At 42.3% G+C, this 14,649-nt stretch carries 17 protein-coding genes; 11 read left to right on the forward strand and 6 right to left on the reverse strand.

Features of this window, described 5'->3' with window-relative positions; genetic code table 11:
• Positions 1 to 102 precede the first annotated feature (102 nt).
• The 4 genes from LRM44_RS03815 (at position 103) to LRM44_RS03830 (ending at position 4,095) form a co-directional block, all read left to right on the forward strand.
• The gene (locus LRM44_RS03815; protein ID WP_243803812.1) at positions 103 to 777 is read left to right on the forward strand and encodes an NUDIX hydrolase; all 675 of its coding nucleotides are present in this window, start codon (positions 103 to 105) and stop codon (positions 775 to 777) included.
• Positions 778 to 899: 122 nt separating this feature from the next.
• On the forward strand, positions 900 to 1,514 hold the full coding sequence (locus LRM44_RS03820) for an isochorismatase family protein (protein WP_243803813.1): 615 nt from the start codon (positions 900 to 902) through the stop codon (positions 1,512 to 1,514).
• Positions 1,515 to 2,756, forward strand: coding sequence for a nicotinate phosphoribosyltransferase (gene pncB, locus LRM44_RS03825; protein ID WP_243803814.1), 1,242 nt, complete (start codon positions 1,515 to 1,517; stop codon positions 2,754 to 2,756). It abuts the gene before it with no gap.
• A gap of 7 nt (positions 2,757 to 2,763) precedes the next feature.
• On the forward strand, positions 2,764 to 4,095 hold the full coding sequence (locus LRM44_RS03830; RefSeq protein WP_243803815.1) for an NUDIX domain-containing protein: 1,332 nt from the start codon (positions 2,764 to 2,766) through the stop codon (positions 4,093 to 4,095).
• Here the strand turns inward: LRM44_RS03830 and LRM44_RS03835 are convergent.
• The 5 genes from LRM44_RS03835 to tsaE form a co-directional block, all read right to left on the reverse strand.
• Positions 4,092 to 4,727, reverse strand: coding sequence for a 2,3-bisphosphoglycerate-dependent phosphoglycerate mutase (locus LRM44_RS03835; RefSeq protein ID WP_243803816.1), 636 nt, complete (start codon positions 4,725 to 4,727; stop codon positions 4,092 to 4,094). The two genes, LRM44_RS03830 and LRM44_RS03835, sit on opposite strands and share 4 nt — an antisense overlap.
• Positions 4,727 to 5,254: an NUDIX domain-containing protein gene (locus LRM44_RS03840; RefSeq protein WP_243803817.1), complete on the reverse strand. Its 528-nt coding sequence runs from the start codon at positions 5,252 to 5,254 to the stop codon at positions 4,727 to 4,729. The genes LRM44_RS03835 and LRM44_RS03840 overlap by 1 nt, the downstream gene beginning before the upstream one ends.
• Positions 5,254 to 6,744 (reverse strand): ribonuclease Y, encoded by a 1,491-nt coding sequence (gene rny, locus LRM44_RS03845; RefSeq protein WP_129635283.1) that lies wholly within the window; start codon positions 6,742 to 6,744, stop codon positions 5,254 to 5,256. Before rny ends, LRM44_RS03840 begins: the two co-directional genes overlap by 1 nt.
• Before the next feature lie 153 nt (positions 6,745 to 6,897).
• The gene (locus tag LRM44_RS03850; RefSeq protein ID WP_243803818.1) at positions 6,898 to 7,272 is read right to left on the reverse strand and encodes a tRNA threonylcarbamoyladenosine biosynthesis protein TsaB; all 375 of its coding nucleotides are present in this window, start codon (positions 7,270 to 7,272) and stop codon (positions 6,898 to 6,900) included.
• Positions 7,269 to 7,727, reverse strand: coding sequence for a tRNA (adenosine(37)-N6)-threonylcarbamoyltransferase complex ATPase subunit type 1 TsaE (gene tsaE / locus LRM44_RS03855; protein ID WP_243803819.1), 459 nt, complete (start codon positions 7,725 to 7,727; stop codon positions 7,269 to 7,271). The genes LRM44_RS03850 and tsaE overlap by 4 nt, the downstream gene beginning before the upstream one ends.
• A gap of 60 nt (positions 7,728 to 7,787) precedes the next feature.
• Between tsaE and LRM44_RS03860 the strand changes: the two genes are divergently transcribed.
• The 7 genes from LRM44_RS03860 to LRM44_RS03890 all read left to right on the forward strand — a co-directional run bounded on the left by LRM44_RS03860 (position 7,788) and on the right by LRM44_RS03890 (position 13,958).
• Positions 7,788 to 9,566, forward strand: coding sequence for a GspE/PulE family protein (locus LRM44_RS03860; RefSeq protein WP_243803820.1), 1,779 nt, complete (start codon positions 7,788 to 7,790; stop codon positions 9,564 to 9,566).
• A 4-nt stretch (positions 9,567 to 9,570) separates the two neighbouring features.
• Positions 9,571 to 10,797 (forward strand): type II secretion system F family protein, encoded by a 1,227-nt coding sequence (locus LRM44_RS03865; protein WP_243803821.1) that lies wholly within the window; start codon positions 9,571 to 9,573, stop codon positions 10,795 to 10,797.
• 57 nt (positions 10,798 to 10,854) lie between these two features.
• Positions 10,855 to 11,907: a type IV pilus assembly protein PilM gene (pilM, locus tag LRM44_RS03870; RefSeq protein ID WP_259373132.1), complete on the forward strand. Its 1,053-nt coding sequence runs from the start codon at positions 10,855 to 10,857 to the stop codon at positions 11,905 to 11,907.
• Positions 11,900 to 12,475, forward strand: a complete 576-nt coding sequence (locus LRM44_RS03875) for a PilN domain-containing protein (protein ID WP_243803823.1) — start codon at positions 11,900 to 11,902, stop codon at positions 12,473 to 12,475. The genes pilM and LRM44_RS03875 overlap by 8 nt, the downstream gene beginning before the upstream one ends.
• The gene (locus LRM44_RS03880) at positions 12,472 to 13,065 is read left to right on the forward strand and encodes a hypothetical protein (RefSeq protein ID WP_243803824.1); all 594 of its coding nucleotides are present in this window, start codon (positions 12,472 to 12,474) and stop codon (positions 13,063 to 13,065) included. Before LRM44_RS03875 ends, LRM44_RS03880 begins: the two co-directional genes overlap by 4 nt.
• Before the next feature lie 68 nt (positions 13,066 to 13,133).
• The gene (locus LRM44_RS03885; protein ID WP_129635067.1) at positions 13,134 to 13,346 is read left to right on the forward strand and encodes a hypothetical protein; all 213 of its coding nucleotides are present in this window, start codon (positions 13,134 to 13,136) and stop codon (positions 13,344 to 13,346) included.
• Positions 13,347 to 13,370: 24 nt separating this feature from the next.
• A complete protein-coding gene (locus LRM44_RS03890; protein WP_243803825.1) occupies positions 13,371 to 13,958 on the forward strand; it encodes a PRC-barrel domain-containing protein in 588 nt (195 codons plus the stop codon).
• Here the strand turns inward: LRM44_RS03890 and LRM44_RS03895 are convergent.
• Positions 13,955 to 14,608, reverse strand: coding sequence for a regulatory protein RecX (locus tag LRM44_RS03895; RefSeq protein ID WP_243803826.1), 654 nt, complete (start codon positions 14,606 to 14,608; stop codon positions 13,955 to 13,957). The two genes, LRM44_RS03890 and LRM44_RS03895, sit on opposite strands and share 4 nt — an antisense overlap.
• Positions 14,609 to 14,649 lie beyond the last annotated feature (41 nt).

Consider the following 14,649-nt stretch of genomic DNA (forward strand, 5'->3'; position numbering starts at 1 on the left):
ATCACTAAATAAGTACAGAATAAATTTGCAAACAAATTTCTATACTTTGCGAATCATAAAAATAACTTGGCAAGTAGCCTACTTCAGGATAAGATATATTGTATGAATTACACAAAACCGTATACACCTCCAACTCTAACTGTAGACGCAGTAATTTTTCAAGTAAACAACAATACCCTGGAAGTGTTATTATTAAAACGACCAAACGAACCTTTTAAAGGAGAATGGGCTCTTCCTGGAGGATATAATGCCGAAGGAGAGACGACTACAGATGCGCTCGAACGTGTAGTTTTCCAAAAGACAGGCGTAAAAATTAAAGACGACCTACGATATATTGAACAGCTTTACACTTTCGATACGATCAATCGTGATCCACGAGGACATGCAGTGTCTGTAACCTACATGGGTTGTGGACGCAATATTACATACAATGAAGATTTAGAAGTGGCATTTTTTGATGTAAATAAAATACCAAAGCTGGCATACGATCACACCAACATCATTAAATACGCCAAAGAACGCCTAATTGCAAAAATGACATACACCAATTCGGCATTTGCTTTTCTGGATCGAAGATTTACCTTAACGCAACTGCAAACAGTTTACGAGATAGTTTTTGGTCGTGAATTTGACAAGCGTAATTTTCGAAAAAAATTCCTCAGCTTAAACTTAATTCATGAAACTAATGAGTTGTGGCGAGACGGCGCACATCGTCCAGCAAAATTATATGAGTTCAATTCAAGCAAGCTCGAGAATTTAGATCGTAGTTTAGACTAACCTCCCTGTAAAAATCTAAAAAATTTATATTTTTCATAAATTAGTGTTGACAATACAATAACTGGCTATTAGACTAGATAGTAAGTGTAAGCTATACATTAAGTAAGGAGGATCTTAACATTATGGAAAAGTCTAACTATATATTTGTCGGGGTTGACCCACAAAATGATTTTATCGATGGGAGTCTTGCCGTTGCCGAAGCAGAGCAAATCATCAAACCTATCAACTCCATTGCCGACGAGATACGAAAACACGACGGCACGGTTGTATTCACCCGAGACTGGCACCCCGAAAAAACACCGCATTTTGACAAATGGCCAGTTCACTGCGTAGCCAACACTAGAGGAGCTAATTTTCACGAAGACCTAAATATTCAGCCTGATGACATCATCATCAATAAAGGCACCGGTCAGACAGACGGATACTCTGGGTGGGAAGGTAGAAGCGACAAGGGCGAAACACTAGAATCTATCATAGAGCCAAAAACACCCCATGAAAAAGTTAAAGTATTTCTCGGCGGATTAGCAACAGATTTTTGTGTAAAATCTACCGCCCGAGATATCGCCGAACATTTCAAAGATGACAGACGTGTTACTACATACCTACTTATAGATGCCATCCGCGCTGTAGGATTAACTCCAACAGCCGAAGAAGAAGCATTGTCCGCAATGAAGGAGGCTGGAATATTAGCAATATCAACCGAAGAAGCAAAGAAGATGATTCAGGAGACAATTTAAATGGAGAAGGGCTCAAAAATATCACAAGGATTAGATTATTACAAAATAACTATGGGGATGAACGAGTTCTTAAAACATCCTGAAGTAGAAGTTACTTTCACATTGAAAAATCGCTCCCCTAATCTATTATCCGAATTTGTATCCCCAGTAGAATTACAGGATAGACTAAATAAGCTAGCTGAAGGATGGCGGCCTGATGAAATAGCCTACTTAGCCGGACTGCAAAACCAAGATGGTAAAGCGACGTTTTCGCAAGAATACCTTGATTTTCTAATGAGTAACCCCTTGCCTCCGGTCAAGATCGGACATGATAAGCGCGGTGATCTAGCGGTTGAGGCTACGGGAAAATGGCCCCTAGTTACATTCTGGGAAACCGTTATCATGAGCGAGATAAATGAAATATATTTTCGTAATAAACTCGCATGTGAAGGTCGCTCTTTGGAAGAAGTATATGCCGAAGGAGATCGCCGATTAGACGAAAAGATCAAATTATTAAAAAGCCGCCCAGATATTAAATTTTCTGATTTCGGCACAAGGCGACGTTTTAGCTATGATTGGCATAGGCACGTAATTGAACGAGTTGCAAATGAACTCCCCAATAATTTTGTCGGAACTTCAAATATATACTTGGCGCATAAACTAGGATTAAAACCAATTGGAACTTTTGCACACGAAATGCCAATGGTTTACGCTGCACTGGCAGATAAAGCCGGAAACAACCCACTAAGTGGTCACAATCAGACACTAAGAGACTGGCAAGACACATACGGCGACGAGCTATCAATTGCCCTAACAGACACATTTACAACCGACTTCTTCTTTGCTGACTTTACGCCCGAACAAATGACTTCATGGAAAGGACTACGACACGATTCTGGCGACCCAATAGAATTTGGAAATAAGGCTATTGAAATTTACAAAAAGAACGGAATTGATCCTTTGGAGAAAACTATCGTCTTTAGTGACGGACTTGATGTGGGCGAAATTATTAGGATAGCTGATTACTTTAAGGGAAAGATAAATGTAACATTTGGCTGGGGTACAACTTTGACTAACGACCTTGGAATTACACCAAATAACTTTGTTATGAAAGCTACAGAGGTTGATGGGGTATCTACGGTCAAATTGAGCGACACCCCTGGCAAACATACAGGTTCAGGTGATAAAATTAGAGAGTATAGTGAACGTGTAAAAGCAGCTTTGGCGGAAAATGCACTGAATAACACTCTAGTTGCTGTATGAAAAAACAATGCCAATATCTATAAATCGTAAATTATGGTATAACGGTCCAAATTACACTGCAGACAGTGTAATAATCAACCCAATCGCACAAAAAATTCTTTTGATAAAACGATCCAGTGGTGAATGGGCATTGCCTGGAGGGTTCATCAATTCCAAAGAAGATTCTTTTACCGCAGCAATTCGCGAAACAAAAGAAGAAACTGGAACAATAATTGGTGGCAATCCAATATTAATATATAAAGGACTGGTTAACGATCCACGCAACAGTCAGGCGTCATGGATCGAAACCAGCGCGTATCTGTTCATAGTCAACGAACTATCAGAGGTGTCAGGACGAGACGATGCTATCGACGCAGCCTGGCTACCCCTCAATAATTTGCCTAAATTATACGCATCGCATGATGAAATAGTAACCAGGGCTATTGATTATTTGTCTTGTCGGTCGCTAATTAAGATAGCAGAGTTTTCCGAAAATTATCGCAATATTAACGGCGGTCATATGCAATACGACAAAATTATCGCCACAAAAAATGGTCATTCGGTATTTATTAAACAAACATCTACTAAATATGGCGACGTAAAACGAAATAGACTGCGCCAATATCTAAGAAAAGAAGCGTTCACGATATCCTATCTGCGCTGTCATGGATATAGTGGAATCCCATCCAGATCAATACTGCGAGACGATGACACTTTCATCATGGAGGCAATGACGCCAGATGAAGGTTGGCTATGGCGAGCAAAGAAAGAAACGCTAGACGCTTATATCAAATCAGCGAAGGAAAAATTTAACGAGTTGGAAAATATACCATTGCCGCCTGATACTTTTGATATCGAATCGTCACGCGATAGCTTTATTAAGGAGGGGTGGGCTTCGTTAGACGAGCAGAAAATAGCTAAATTGAGAGAGTTGTCATTAGGATTCTTGGATAGATTAACGCCCCATAGCCAAAATATAACTAAGAAATTATTGGCAGACTTACCCGCCTTACTAAATGCCGGAGGTCGACATAGCGATATAAAAAAATTAGTTTTTTGTCATCACGACATTCGACAATCAAATATGGCTTGGCATCCCAAACGCGGCACTAAGTTAATCGACTGGAGTTGGTCTGGACCTGGAGAATCTGGCAGTGATATCACTAGCCTATTAATTGACCTACATAAAAGCGGTTATAATATTTCAAACTATTACAAAGAAATAAATTTAGATCATTGCCTAACCTTAATGGGTTTCTGGCTAAACCATGCGACGTGGCCATATCATGGCGACGACACTCTTAGATTTCAACAATTTTTATCGGCGTTAAGTGCATACGAAATATATACAACTGTTTAAGCATTCACGGCTTCAATCTCAACCGACAGCACTTCTTTTTTGATTGGCAAAGATTGACCAGGCTCGAACGTATAAACCAGTAATTGACCAAATGGCATCTCTACATTCGCCATCTCGGCTTCTGGAACTTGGTCAAGATGTTTAATTAAAGCCCGAATAGAATTGCCGTGAGCCACCAATAGAATATTCTCACCATTCTGCAATTTCGGCAAAATCTCTTGCTCAAAATATGGAACAACCCGTGCATAAACATCTTTCAAAGTTTCGCCGCCCGGCACTGGATAATCCCAACCGCGTCGAATACCATTAAAAGCCTCTTCGCCAATCTCCGCTTTAACTTCCCATTTATTTTTTCCAGTCAAATCACCATAATCACGCTCGTTTAGTTCAGTTGCATGCGTTGTCGGTAGATTTTCAACACCGCACCCTTCGAGTAGCGCCGCCAAAGTTTGTTGTGTACGTTTTAATGACGAAGTGTAAGCCTCATTAAACGACAGACCTTTCAATAAAGCACCTAATCGCACGGTGTCATCGTGACCTTTTTCCGTCAAATTAACATCCGTCCAGCCAGTCCATTTACCAAGCAGATTCCACTCGCTCTCACCGTGCCGACTAATAACTAATATTCCCATTATTTACCTCCAATCATCGGCGCAAAAAAATCTACAACTTCTTTTTTCACGCCGTCATTATCAATAATTTTCGTATTTACGTAACCGAATTTATCAATTGCCCAAAATCTGATTGCCCAGAGCAGTGACATATCTTCAAAATCAACCTCATTTTTGGCAATAAACTTACTAGCCACAATTTCCGATTCCTGCAATTTTATCTCAGAAAAAGCATCGTTTTCTAGCTTCGTAAAAAACACAAATTGATGTGTCAAAAACTCATCAGAATGACGCGAAGCGACCATCGCAAGACTTAGATCCTTAGGATCGACTTGAATATCAACTTCTTCTTTTACCTCGCGCACTGCTGCTTCCAACGGAGATTCTCCAGCATCAACAATGCCACCAGGCAGCGACCAATGGTCTTTATAGCCAGCCTTGACGATCAATAGTTCGCCCTGCTCATTTTCAATTAACACCGCCGCACTGGAAAAACGTCTGTCCAAACTTGCCAGCCAAGCCCGTCGCTCTTCATCTGTAAATTTCATTATTTAGCAAACTCAATTGCTCGCGTTTCGCGAATCACGTTAACCTTAATTGTGCCAGGATATTGCATTGTCGACTCAATTTTCGTCGCAATATCTCGCGCCAATTTAATCGCCGACAAATCATCAATCGTCTGAGGCTTCACGATCACACGAACTTCACGACCAGCAGAAATTGCATAGGCTTTATCAATTCCCTCAAAGCTGGTAGCGACATTTTCCAAATCGCGCATTCTCTCTGCAAAATTCTCAGCAGAAACGTTACGCGCACCTGGACGCGCAGCCGAAGCCGCGTCACAAACTCGAACAATAATTGCCTCTGGAGTCGTCGCTTCGATATCATCGTGGTGCGCTTCGATTGCGTGGACAATTCTCTCATCCATGCCATATTTACGAGCCAATTCCGCCCCAATGTGATGATGCTTGCCCTCAATTTTATGCGACACCGCCTTACCGACATCATGAAGAAGTGTAGCAATTTTCGTAATGCGCACGTCCGCACCAATTTCCTCAGCAATCATTCCAGCAATTTGCGCCATCTCAGTCGAATGCTTCAAAACGTTCTGACCGAAGCTAGTACGAAACTTCAATTCACCAAGCAATAGCAGCATTTCCTTCGGAATTCCAACTACACCAGTTTCGCGCATAGCATCTTCACCGGCTTGTCGAACCTCTTTTTCAATCTGTTTTTTAGCTTTAGCAACCACCTCTTCAATGCGCGCAGGATGAATACGACCATCCTTCATCAACATCTCAAGACTCAAGCGAGCCACTTGTCGGCGAACAGGATCAAAACTCGACAAAATAATCATGCCAGGTGTATCGTCAACTAAAATATCGACGCCAGTTTCGCGCTGCAGCGCCTGAATATTACGCCCTTCCTTACCAATAATTCGACCCTTCATCTCGTCATCAGTCAACTTGACCGCAGTCACCGTGCGCTCAGCAGTCACTTCACTACTCATTCGCTCCATTGCGGTCACGAGGATCATTTGCGCCCGTTCTTCAGCGTCATCCATTGCGTCATGTTGTAGTTTCGACACCAAACCGACCAAGTCTTGCTTAATGTCGCGCTCGGTCATCTGCATCAATTTATCTGCGGCATCCTTCTTTTTCAGGCCAGCGATTTTTTCAAGCTTTTCCTGCTGCCTGGAGCGGATGTCGCGAATTTCATTTTTAAGATTATCAACTTCATCCTCATGCGCGCGCAATTTTTCTGCTCGTCGATCAAGCTCTTCCAGCTTATTGTCCAGAGTCTTCTCGCGATCCGCCAAACGATTTTCGGTCTTTTGCCACTCCTTGCGACGTTCATTTTCAATCTTAAGCGCCTCATCCTTAGCCTTAAGGACGATGTCGCTCGCCTTAGTTTTCGCATCTGCCAGATCTCGCTCAATCTGATTTTTACCGTTAATTTGGCGAGTTCTCTGGTATCCAACAAGACCAGCAGCACCCGCGCCAGCTCCAACAGCCGCGGCAATAATTACTTCTATCATTATCATTCCTTTCCGATCAGCCGCCCCTGAGTATTCGTCTCAAGGAAAAATATCAACAGCCAATCAACTTCAAACTATCTAATTCGGCGAATCAAAAATCACAAACCGCCGTAATTTAATTATACACGGTTTTGACGGTTTGGGCGATAAAAATTATTTTCGCGGCGCAGTGATATTCGCAGCAGCACCGTACTCTGGCATAACAATTTTTTCATTCTCACCAGAACTCAATTTATCCAAAGCCAAATCACGCCAATTGTCGCCCATCGCACTAACAATAGGAATATCCAAGCTGTCCGCCAAGGTATTCACAACCGTCAAACCAATTCTCAGCCCCGTAAAACTTCCTGGTCCTTTCATCACGCCAATGCCGCTTATCAGGTGCAAATCGCCAGTCTTTTCTTCCAAAAATTTCAACAAATTCCGCGCCAACGTTCGCCCAGCTTCCCATTCAAAATCCTGACGATTTTCTCCATTGACTATTGTCAAAAAACATGTTGATGTTGAAGTGTCCAATAAAATTATCACGCCATATTCTCCTTTATTTTTCCAAAAAGTTCATCAGATTTTTTGCCGCCAGGATGAAATTCCACAAGCCGCCCTTCTTCGCTAGTCGCAGTAATTTTTATCACCAACCGATCACTCGGTAATGCATCATCGACAGCGCCAGCCCATTCAACTACAACCACCGAATTAGAAGCCGCCACTTCGCGAATCTCCTCGCTCATAATTCCAGCATTTCCCAATCTATAAAAATCGTAATGCGCCAAACTCAAACCGCGAGGCGAATCGTACACACGCGAAATCGTGAAAGTTGGACTCTGAACTGGCTCGTTGATCTCTAAAGCTTGCGCAATTCCCTTCGTCAACGTGGTTTTCCCTGCGCCAATATCACCAACCAATTCCAAAACTTCTCCACCAGAAACAGCCCGACCAATTGCCGCGCCCAATTCTCGCATTTTCTCTTCACTAGAAATATTCACTCTTTTATTATACTATGCTAGCTTTTTTTTGGCGATGATAGTACAATAACCATAAGAGTTATGCGTGTTTCAGACCAGACAATTGAGAGTATTCTGAAACAAGGTGGGGTTGTTGATGAGCCGCAGCTTGCTGATTTGAAATTGATCGCTGAACGGTCGAAGCAAACATTGCAAGAGACCGCTATTGAACAAAAAGTCATTTCTGAGGAAGATTTGACAAAGTTGATCGGCGATTATATCGGTGTGCCTTTCGTGCGAATTGAGCCAAAGGATATTCCCGAAGATGTATTGAAACGAATTCCTGAACATATCGCGCGCCAGTATAATGTTGTGCTTTTTGAAAAAAACGAGGACGATAGTTTGTCGCTTGCGATGGAAGACCCAGACGACGTACAGGCGCTTAACTTTATTCAGAAAGAAATTGTCTACAACACTAAGGTTTTCCTAGCGACAAAAAGCAACATTTTGGACTGTTTGGAAAATTATCGCGGCAATATCAATGCCGAGCTCGACGAAGTTATTGCAGTGCAAAAAGACGCTTCCGCCGAAGACCAAAACGTTAGCCAAGATGATTTTGCGGAAAATTCACCAATTGCCCAAACTGTTAATTTGTTGCTGGAATATGCCATAAAATCCAACGCTTCCGACATTCACATTGAGCCGCGCGAAGATTATGTTCAGGTTCGTTATCGAATTGACGGTGTTTTGAAGGAAGTTAATAAATTGCCACGAAACGTTCACGGCGCTTTGGTGAGCCGCATTAAAATCCTCTCCAATCTGAAAATTGACGAACGCCGCGTGCCGCAGGACGGTCGATTTAAGATAAAAGTTTCAGGAAAACAATACGCGCTTCGCGTTTCGACATTGCCAATCGCTGACGGCGAAAAAGTGGTCATGCGTATCTTGGACGAATCGAACCAGGCTGTTAAACTGGATCAGCTTGGCTATTGGGGTCTGTCGCTCGCAACGGTAAAGGATGCAATGGCCCAGCCGAACGGAATGATCCTGGTGACTGGGCCGACTGGATCGGGAAAATCAACCAGCTTGTTTAGCGTCTTGTCTGAACTCAATACTCCAGATGTCAATATTTCCACAATTGAAGACCCAGTAGAATATAAAATTCCTGGCGTAAATCAAACCCAGACCAATGCCAAAGCCGGGATGACTTTCGCCTCAGGACTAAGGGCACTACTTCGCCAAGACCCAAATATCATTATGGTCGGAGAAATTCGCGATGGCGAAACCGCAAACCTTGGTGTTCAGGCGGCGCTGACTGGACACTTAGTGTTCTCCACTCTACACACAAATAACGCTGCAACATGTTTGCCACGTCTGCTGGATATGGGAATTGAACCATTTTTGATCGCTTCAACCGTGAAGGCGGTGATTGGACAGCGACTAGTTAGGCGCCTGTGTATGAATTGCCGCCAAGAATATACTCCAAACGAAGAAGAAATAAAGTATATCACCGAGATGTTTAAGATAGACGACAAGTCAATTAAGAAAATCCACAATCTCGAAGAACAGGCTTTTGAGGATAAAATTGGTGGCGACACGCCTATGGGGTCAACCGATTCAGGAATTGAACGATTATGGAGGCCGAACCCAGAAGGCTGCGATGAATGTGGACATAATGGATTCAAGGGGCGTGTTGGTATTTATGAGGTTCTGGGAATATCCATCCCTATCCAAAAAATGATTACCGCCAATGCCACCAGCAACGATATTCAAGACCAAGCGATTTCCGAAGGCATGGTGACAATGCAGATGGACGGACTTATTAAATCACTGCGCGGGATCACCACCGTGGACGAAGTTTTGAGGGCAACAAGGGAGTAACATTATGCCAATTTTTGAATATTTGCTTGTCAATAAAAAGAAAGAGACCGTCTCTTCAACGATTGAAGCGGCCGACAAACTGTCTGCTATTAACAATTTGAGGTCACGCGGACAATTGATAAAAATTGAAGAAAAAGGCGCAAAAAAAGAGCTTAGTTTTTCTTTCGGCAAGAAAAAGAAAGGCGCCAAGACCGAAGAATTGGTGATGTTTACTCGCCAATTAAGCGCCATGGTTTCAGCTGGCGTTCCTATTCTTCGTTCCCTTAACTCTATGGCAAAACACGCCGAAAGCGCCAATTTCCGAGACACGATCAACGCCGTGATTAAAGACATTGAAGGTGGTATGTCTTTTGCGGATGCCCTGAGCAAACACCCAGAAACCTTCAATGATATTTACGTGAACATGGTTGCTGCGGGTGAAACTGGAGGTATTTTGGATGACATCTTAAAGCGCCTGGCCCTACAACAAGAAAAAAACTCATCCATGAAGAAAAAAATTAAAGGCGCCATGACGTACCCGATCGTACTTTTAATCATTACGATTATTGCCTTCTTTATCCTGATGATCTTCATTATTCCAGTCATCGGTAAAACCATTAAAGACATGGGCGGACCTGACGCCAAATTGCCACTTCTTACTGAGATTATGCTCGGAATTAGCGATTTTGTAGTGTCGTTTTGGTATATAATCATTCCAATATTTGCCGGAAGCATTTGGCTATTGATTCGCTATATTAAAACTCCAAAAGGTCGCGTAAAATTTCACAATATTATCATCAAAGTTCCAGCTGTCGGTCCAATTGTTAAGAAGGTGGCAATCGCCCGCTTTACTCGAACCTTCTCCGCTCTTATTGGTGCGGGTGTGGCTGTACTTGAAGCGCTGGATGTAACTTCGCGCGCTGTCGGAAATGTCGCCTACGAAAAGTCCCTAAAAGAAGCCACCAGGCGAGTCCAAAACGGTGAAGTTTTATCAAAAATTATCGCAGAGCAGGACGATTTATATCCGCCAATCGTAGCACAGATGTTGTCTGTCGGTGAAGAAACTGGACAAACAGACAAGGTTCTGGTTAAAGTCGCTGACTTTTACGAGGAAGAGGTCGATACCGCGATTGACGGCGTTAGCTCTATTATTGAGCCGGTGATGATCGTTGCTATGGGTATTGTTATTGCCCTGGTGGCGGTTAGTGTTATGGGTCCAATTACAAGTATGGCGGGTCAAGTTAAGGAATAATAGTTTTTCAAAAAAGCTTATGCTATAATACCGATATATAGGTGGGAAAATAATAACGTGTCGAGCATATTTTATAGAAAAAAACCAATCATCGGCCTAGATATCAGCCGAACAAGCATAAAAGTAATGTCGATTGATAGAAATCGGATGCTGGTTCATGGATATGGATCGATCAACCTCGATTCTCAAAAAAGCGACGGAAATTCTGCAGACAACACTGAATATTTGGCGCAGAATATCAAAACATTATTGAAGAAAAACGTCGTAGGACAAATTAACAGCAATCGCGTAGCGCTGGGTATACCAACTAACCGAACATTTTCGCGGACATTTAGCCTGCCTGTGAAAGAAGAAAGTAATATTCGCAGTGCGGTAAATTTGGAAGCCGAACAATACATTCCAGCTCCATTAGACTCTCTTTATTTGGACTATCGAATCATCAATCGCACGAAAGATGAACTTAGTGTGCTAATGTGTGCCGCACCGAAGAAAATGATCGACAGTATGCTGGATGCCACAAAACAATGCGGCCTGGAAGTTGCAATAATTGAGCCAAACATCAGTGCGATCGCTAGGCTTCTGAAGCGCACGGAAGAGGGAATGCTCCCCACTATTATCGTCGACATAGGCACATCAACTACAGATATCGCGATTCTAGATTCTGACATACGAGTGACTGGCGGCCTAAATGTTGGCGGCTATTCGCTCACCTTAAATTTAGCTAAAAAAATGAATGTACCAATTGAGACAGCTCATCAATTTAAGGTATTAAACGGATTAAATCCCGGCCCAAGGCAAGCCAGAATCGCAGGAGCCTTGCGCCCAAGTTTGGAAAAAATGACCAATGAAGTTAAGCGCGTTATGCGATATTACACAGACCGCTTCCCTGATGAGAAAAAAATTGAACAAGTTCTCATCGTTGGCGGTGGCGGCAACTTACCAGGAATCGGTGATTTTTTCACAAACGAATTATTAATGCCAGCACGCGTGGCAAGTCCGTGGCAAATGCTGAATTTCGATGGACTAGAGCAGCCGGCAAAACAGCTCCGTTCTCAGCTATCACCAGTCGCAGGACTAGCCTTAATCAAGCAGGAGGATATTTATGATTAACCTTCTCCCTCCTCAAGAAAAAAAGCAAATCAGCGCCGGACGAGTAAATGTCATCTTAAGACGGTACTGCATCATATCATTGATATTTGCGGGCTTGCTATTCTTAACTATTGGCGGATTTTATCTGTTCTTAGAAAATAGTCGCACCTCAGCTCAAGCTAACATCGACGAAGGAAACGCTAAGCTTGCTCAATACCAATCGACACAAAAAGAAGTTAGCGAGTTTAAGAAAGACCTCGACTCAGCTAAGGCGATCATTAGCAGCGAGGCCCATTACTCTACAATTATTCCAAAAATTGCACAATATATACCATCAGGCATGGTTTTGGATTCTCTAACACTAGACACTTCAGCGTTAGATAAACCATTGTCATTAACAGCTCTTGGAAAAAATAAGGATGATGCTATTCGAATAAAAACTAGTTTAGAAAAATCAGAGATATTTAGCGACGTTCACCTGGAGACCGTTGTTTACAGCGGCGGCAACCAATCGTCAGACAAACCTGCGGATTATCCAATCACTATAACAATTAGCGTTACACCAAAGCCAGAGGTCTTAAAACAATGAAAAAAGTTCTAAATGCCAGTATCGCGCGAATTGTCCTGTCGTTATTATTGCTCATAATATTGTCAGCAATGGTAGGACTAGTTATTTTCGCCTACTCATTCCTAAGCAAAACATCAGAAGAAGTTGGGAAAATGCAAACAGAAGCAACTGCAGTTGATGCAAAAATACAAAGTTTGCTAGCGTCGAAATCTCAGCTCAATCGCAATTCCGACACGGTTAAAAAAGCAAAGAATATCGTCTCAGAATCGAAACTTTATCAATATCAAAATCAGATCATCCAAGATCTAAATACCTACGCCGACCGCGCCGGCATTCCGATTAAAGCTTTCTCTTTCCAAAACGAACCAACAACTTCTGCTAAGACAGCGAAATCTAGCAAGCGGACACCCGCCAGCCCTGCTGGGGTGAAAAGCACCTTCGTATCAATTCAATTGGGAGATCATATAGATTACACGAAATTCCTACATTTCCTTAGTCTTATTGAAAAAAATGTCACCCGAATGCAGCTTTTAGGCGTGTCAATTTCCAGAGGTGCAAATAATCATGAAATATCAATCCAATCACTTGAAGTAAAGGTTTATACACGATGAGTCCATCAATATCAGAACAGCTCGAACCAATCGTAAAATCACTATCTAAATTCCTGTGGCGATTTCATGTGATAATATATAGCGTTGTCGTAATCGGAGGCGTAGCAATCGCGATATTTCTTTTAAGCGGACTTTTAGCGGTTCCTACCGAAGAACCACAAACCGCATCAATAAGCTTCGATAAAAAAACCATGCAAATTATTAAAGACTTCCGACCGTCAACTTCAGCAAACGACTCATTTAGTCTGCCAGCTGGTCGCTCCAATCCATTTGCCGAATAGAACGTAACCGTTTATAATATAGTTATGCTTATATCCGCAGATCGCTTCCTTGATATTCCCGTCATGAGTCTTCAGACGGGCTCCGAACTGGCGCGAACATCGCGGGAAATTATCAATCCGAAGAATTTGTCCATAATCGCATATGAGCTCGAGGGGCGACTTTTGGACCAACATCCTAGCCTGCTTCGTATTGACGACGTCAGAGAAATTGGGCCGCTCGGTATGATTATCGATTCAACCGATGAGATCATTGGCATTGATGACGTGATTGCTATAAAAGAAATTTATGACATCAATTTTACATTAAAAGACAAGTTGGTTATTGATGAAAAAAATAAGAAAATCGGAAAAGTTATCGGATATACGTTGGCGGCTGGGAATTTTATTATACAACAACTCCGAGTTCGGCGACCGTTCTTGAAAAGTTTTGGCGACACAGAATTGCTTATTCATCATTCTCAGATTGTAAAAGTAACCGACGATAAAATTGTTGTAAAATCAGCAACCATCTCGCACATAGCCGAAAAAACACCTATTCCGCAGATAAATTCATACGAAAATCCATTTCGCAAGCAGCCTCGTCCGCAACCAGAATCTACAAAAGTCGATTAATCATTTGGGTTTTCAAGAGCCTTCTTAATGTCGTCGTAAGAAAAACCCTGCCTAGCCAAATATTGCATAAACTTCTGTTGGTTGCTATATCGATAACGTTTTTTAGTAATAATCTTCCGCAATTCCTCGTCATCAGAGCGAATATTCTCTTTAACTAACGACTCAATCGTTGTATTATCAATTCCCTTTTGCGCCAGTTCCAATTTCAAACGGCGAATACTGGCGCCTTTTTTCATGAACCGCTGCTCAAACCAAAATCGAGCAAATTTTTCATCGTCCAAATATTTTTTCTCAATAAGACGATCCAAGACGCGCTCAGTAATCTCCGGCTTCACTCCGGGGCGTTCAATAATTTTTCCAGTTTTCGCTGAACGTCGACGAGTGGTTAGTGTCTTCTTGCGCAGATAATCGCGCACTTCTTTGATGGCTCGCGGACGCATTAAGCAGTATTCTATAGACCTAGCATACAACTTGCCAAACTGGCTATCGTCTTCTAGTTTCGAAATTTCCTCTTCCGTATATTCGCGACCAATCTTAATACCCAGCTCGCCGACCTGAAATACGTCCAAGCTAAAACGATATTTCCCGTCAACGCTTACATTGACACGATTTTTATCACGAGCCTGAAGAGAAATATCGGTGATTTTCATAAAACTATTATAACGCTAAAATTATACGCTAGCTACTGGTG

The sequence above is a fragment of the Candidatus Nanosynbacter sp. HMT-352 genome (assembly GCF_022819385.1).
Classification (GTDB): Bacteria; Patescibacteriota; Saccharimonadia; order Saccharimonadales; family Saccharimonadaceae; genus Nanosynbacter.

What these genes read in the sequence shown, in the direction of transcription:
- LRM44_RS03830 (WP_243803815.1), top strand. Translation starts at nt 2,764, where the DNA reads ATGCCAATATCTATAAATCGTAAATTATGGTATAACGGTCCAAATTAC.
- LRM44_RS03880 (WP_243803824.1), top strand. Translation starts at nt 12,472, where the DNA reads ATGAAAAAAGTTCTAAATGCCAGTATCGCGCGAATTGTCCTGTCGTTA.
- LRM44_RS03890 (WP_243803825.1), top strand. Translation starts at nt 13,371, where the DNA reads ATGCTTATATCCGCAGATCGCTTCCTTGATATTCCCGTCATGAGTCTT.
- rny (WP_129635283.1), bottom strand. Translation starts at nt 6,744, where the DNA reads ATGATAGAAGTAATTATTGCCGCGGCTGTTGGAGCTGGCGCGGGTGCT.
- LRM44_RS03840 (WP_243803817.1), bottom strand. Translation starts at nt 5,254, where the DNA reads ATGAAATTTACAGATGAAGAGCGACGGGCTTGGCTGGCAAGTTTGGAC.
- LRM44_RS03860 (WP_243803820.1), top strand. Translation starts at nt 7,788, where the DNA reads ATGCGTGTTTCAGACCAGACAATTGAGAGTATTCTGAAACAAGGTGGG.
- LRM44_RS03875 (WP_243803823.1), top strand. Translation starts at nt 11,900, where the DNA reads ATGATTAACCTTCTCCCTCCTCAAGAAAAAAAGCAAATCAGCGCCGGA.
- LRM44_RS03820 (WP_243803813.1), top strand. Translation starts at nt 900, where the DNA reads ATGGAAAAGTCTAACTATATATTTGTCGGGGTTGACCCACAAAATGAT.
- LRM44_RS03895 (WP_243803826.1), bottom strand. Translation starts at nt 14,608, where the DNA reads ATGAAAATCACCGATATTTCTCTTCAGGCTCGTGATAAAAATCGTGTC.
- LRM44_RS03835 (WP_243803816.1), bottom strand. Translation starts at nt 4,727, where the DNA reads ATGGGAATATTAGTTATTAGTCGGCACGGTGAGAGCGAGTGGAATCTG.
- LRM44_RS03815 (WP_243803812.1), top strand. Translation starts at nt 103, where the DNA reads ATGAATTACACAAAACCGTATACACCTCCAACTCTAACTGTAGACGCA.
- LRM44_RS03865 (WP_243803821.1), top strand. Translation starts at nt 9,571, where the DNA reads ATGCCAATTTTTGAATATTTGCTTGTCAATAAAAAGAAAGAGACCGTC.
- pncB (WP_243803814.1), top strand. Translation starts at nt 1,515, where the DNA reads ATGGAGAAGGGCTCAAAAATATCACAAGGATTAGATTATTACAAAATA.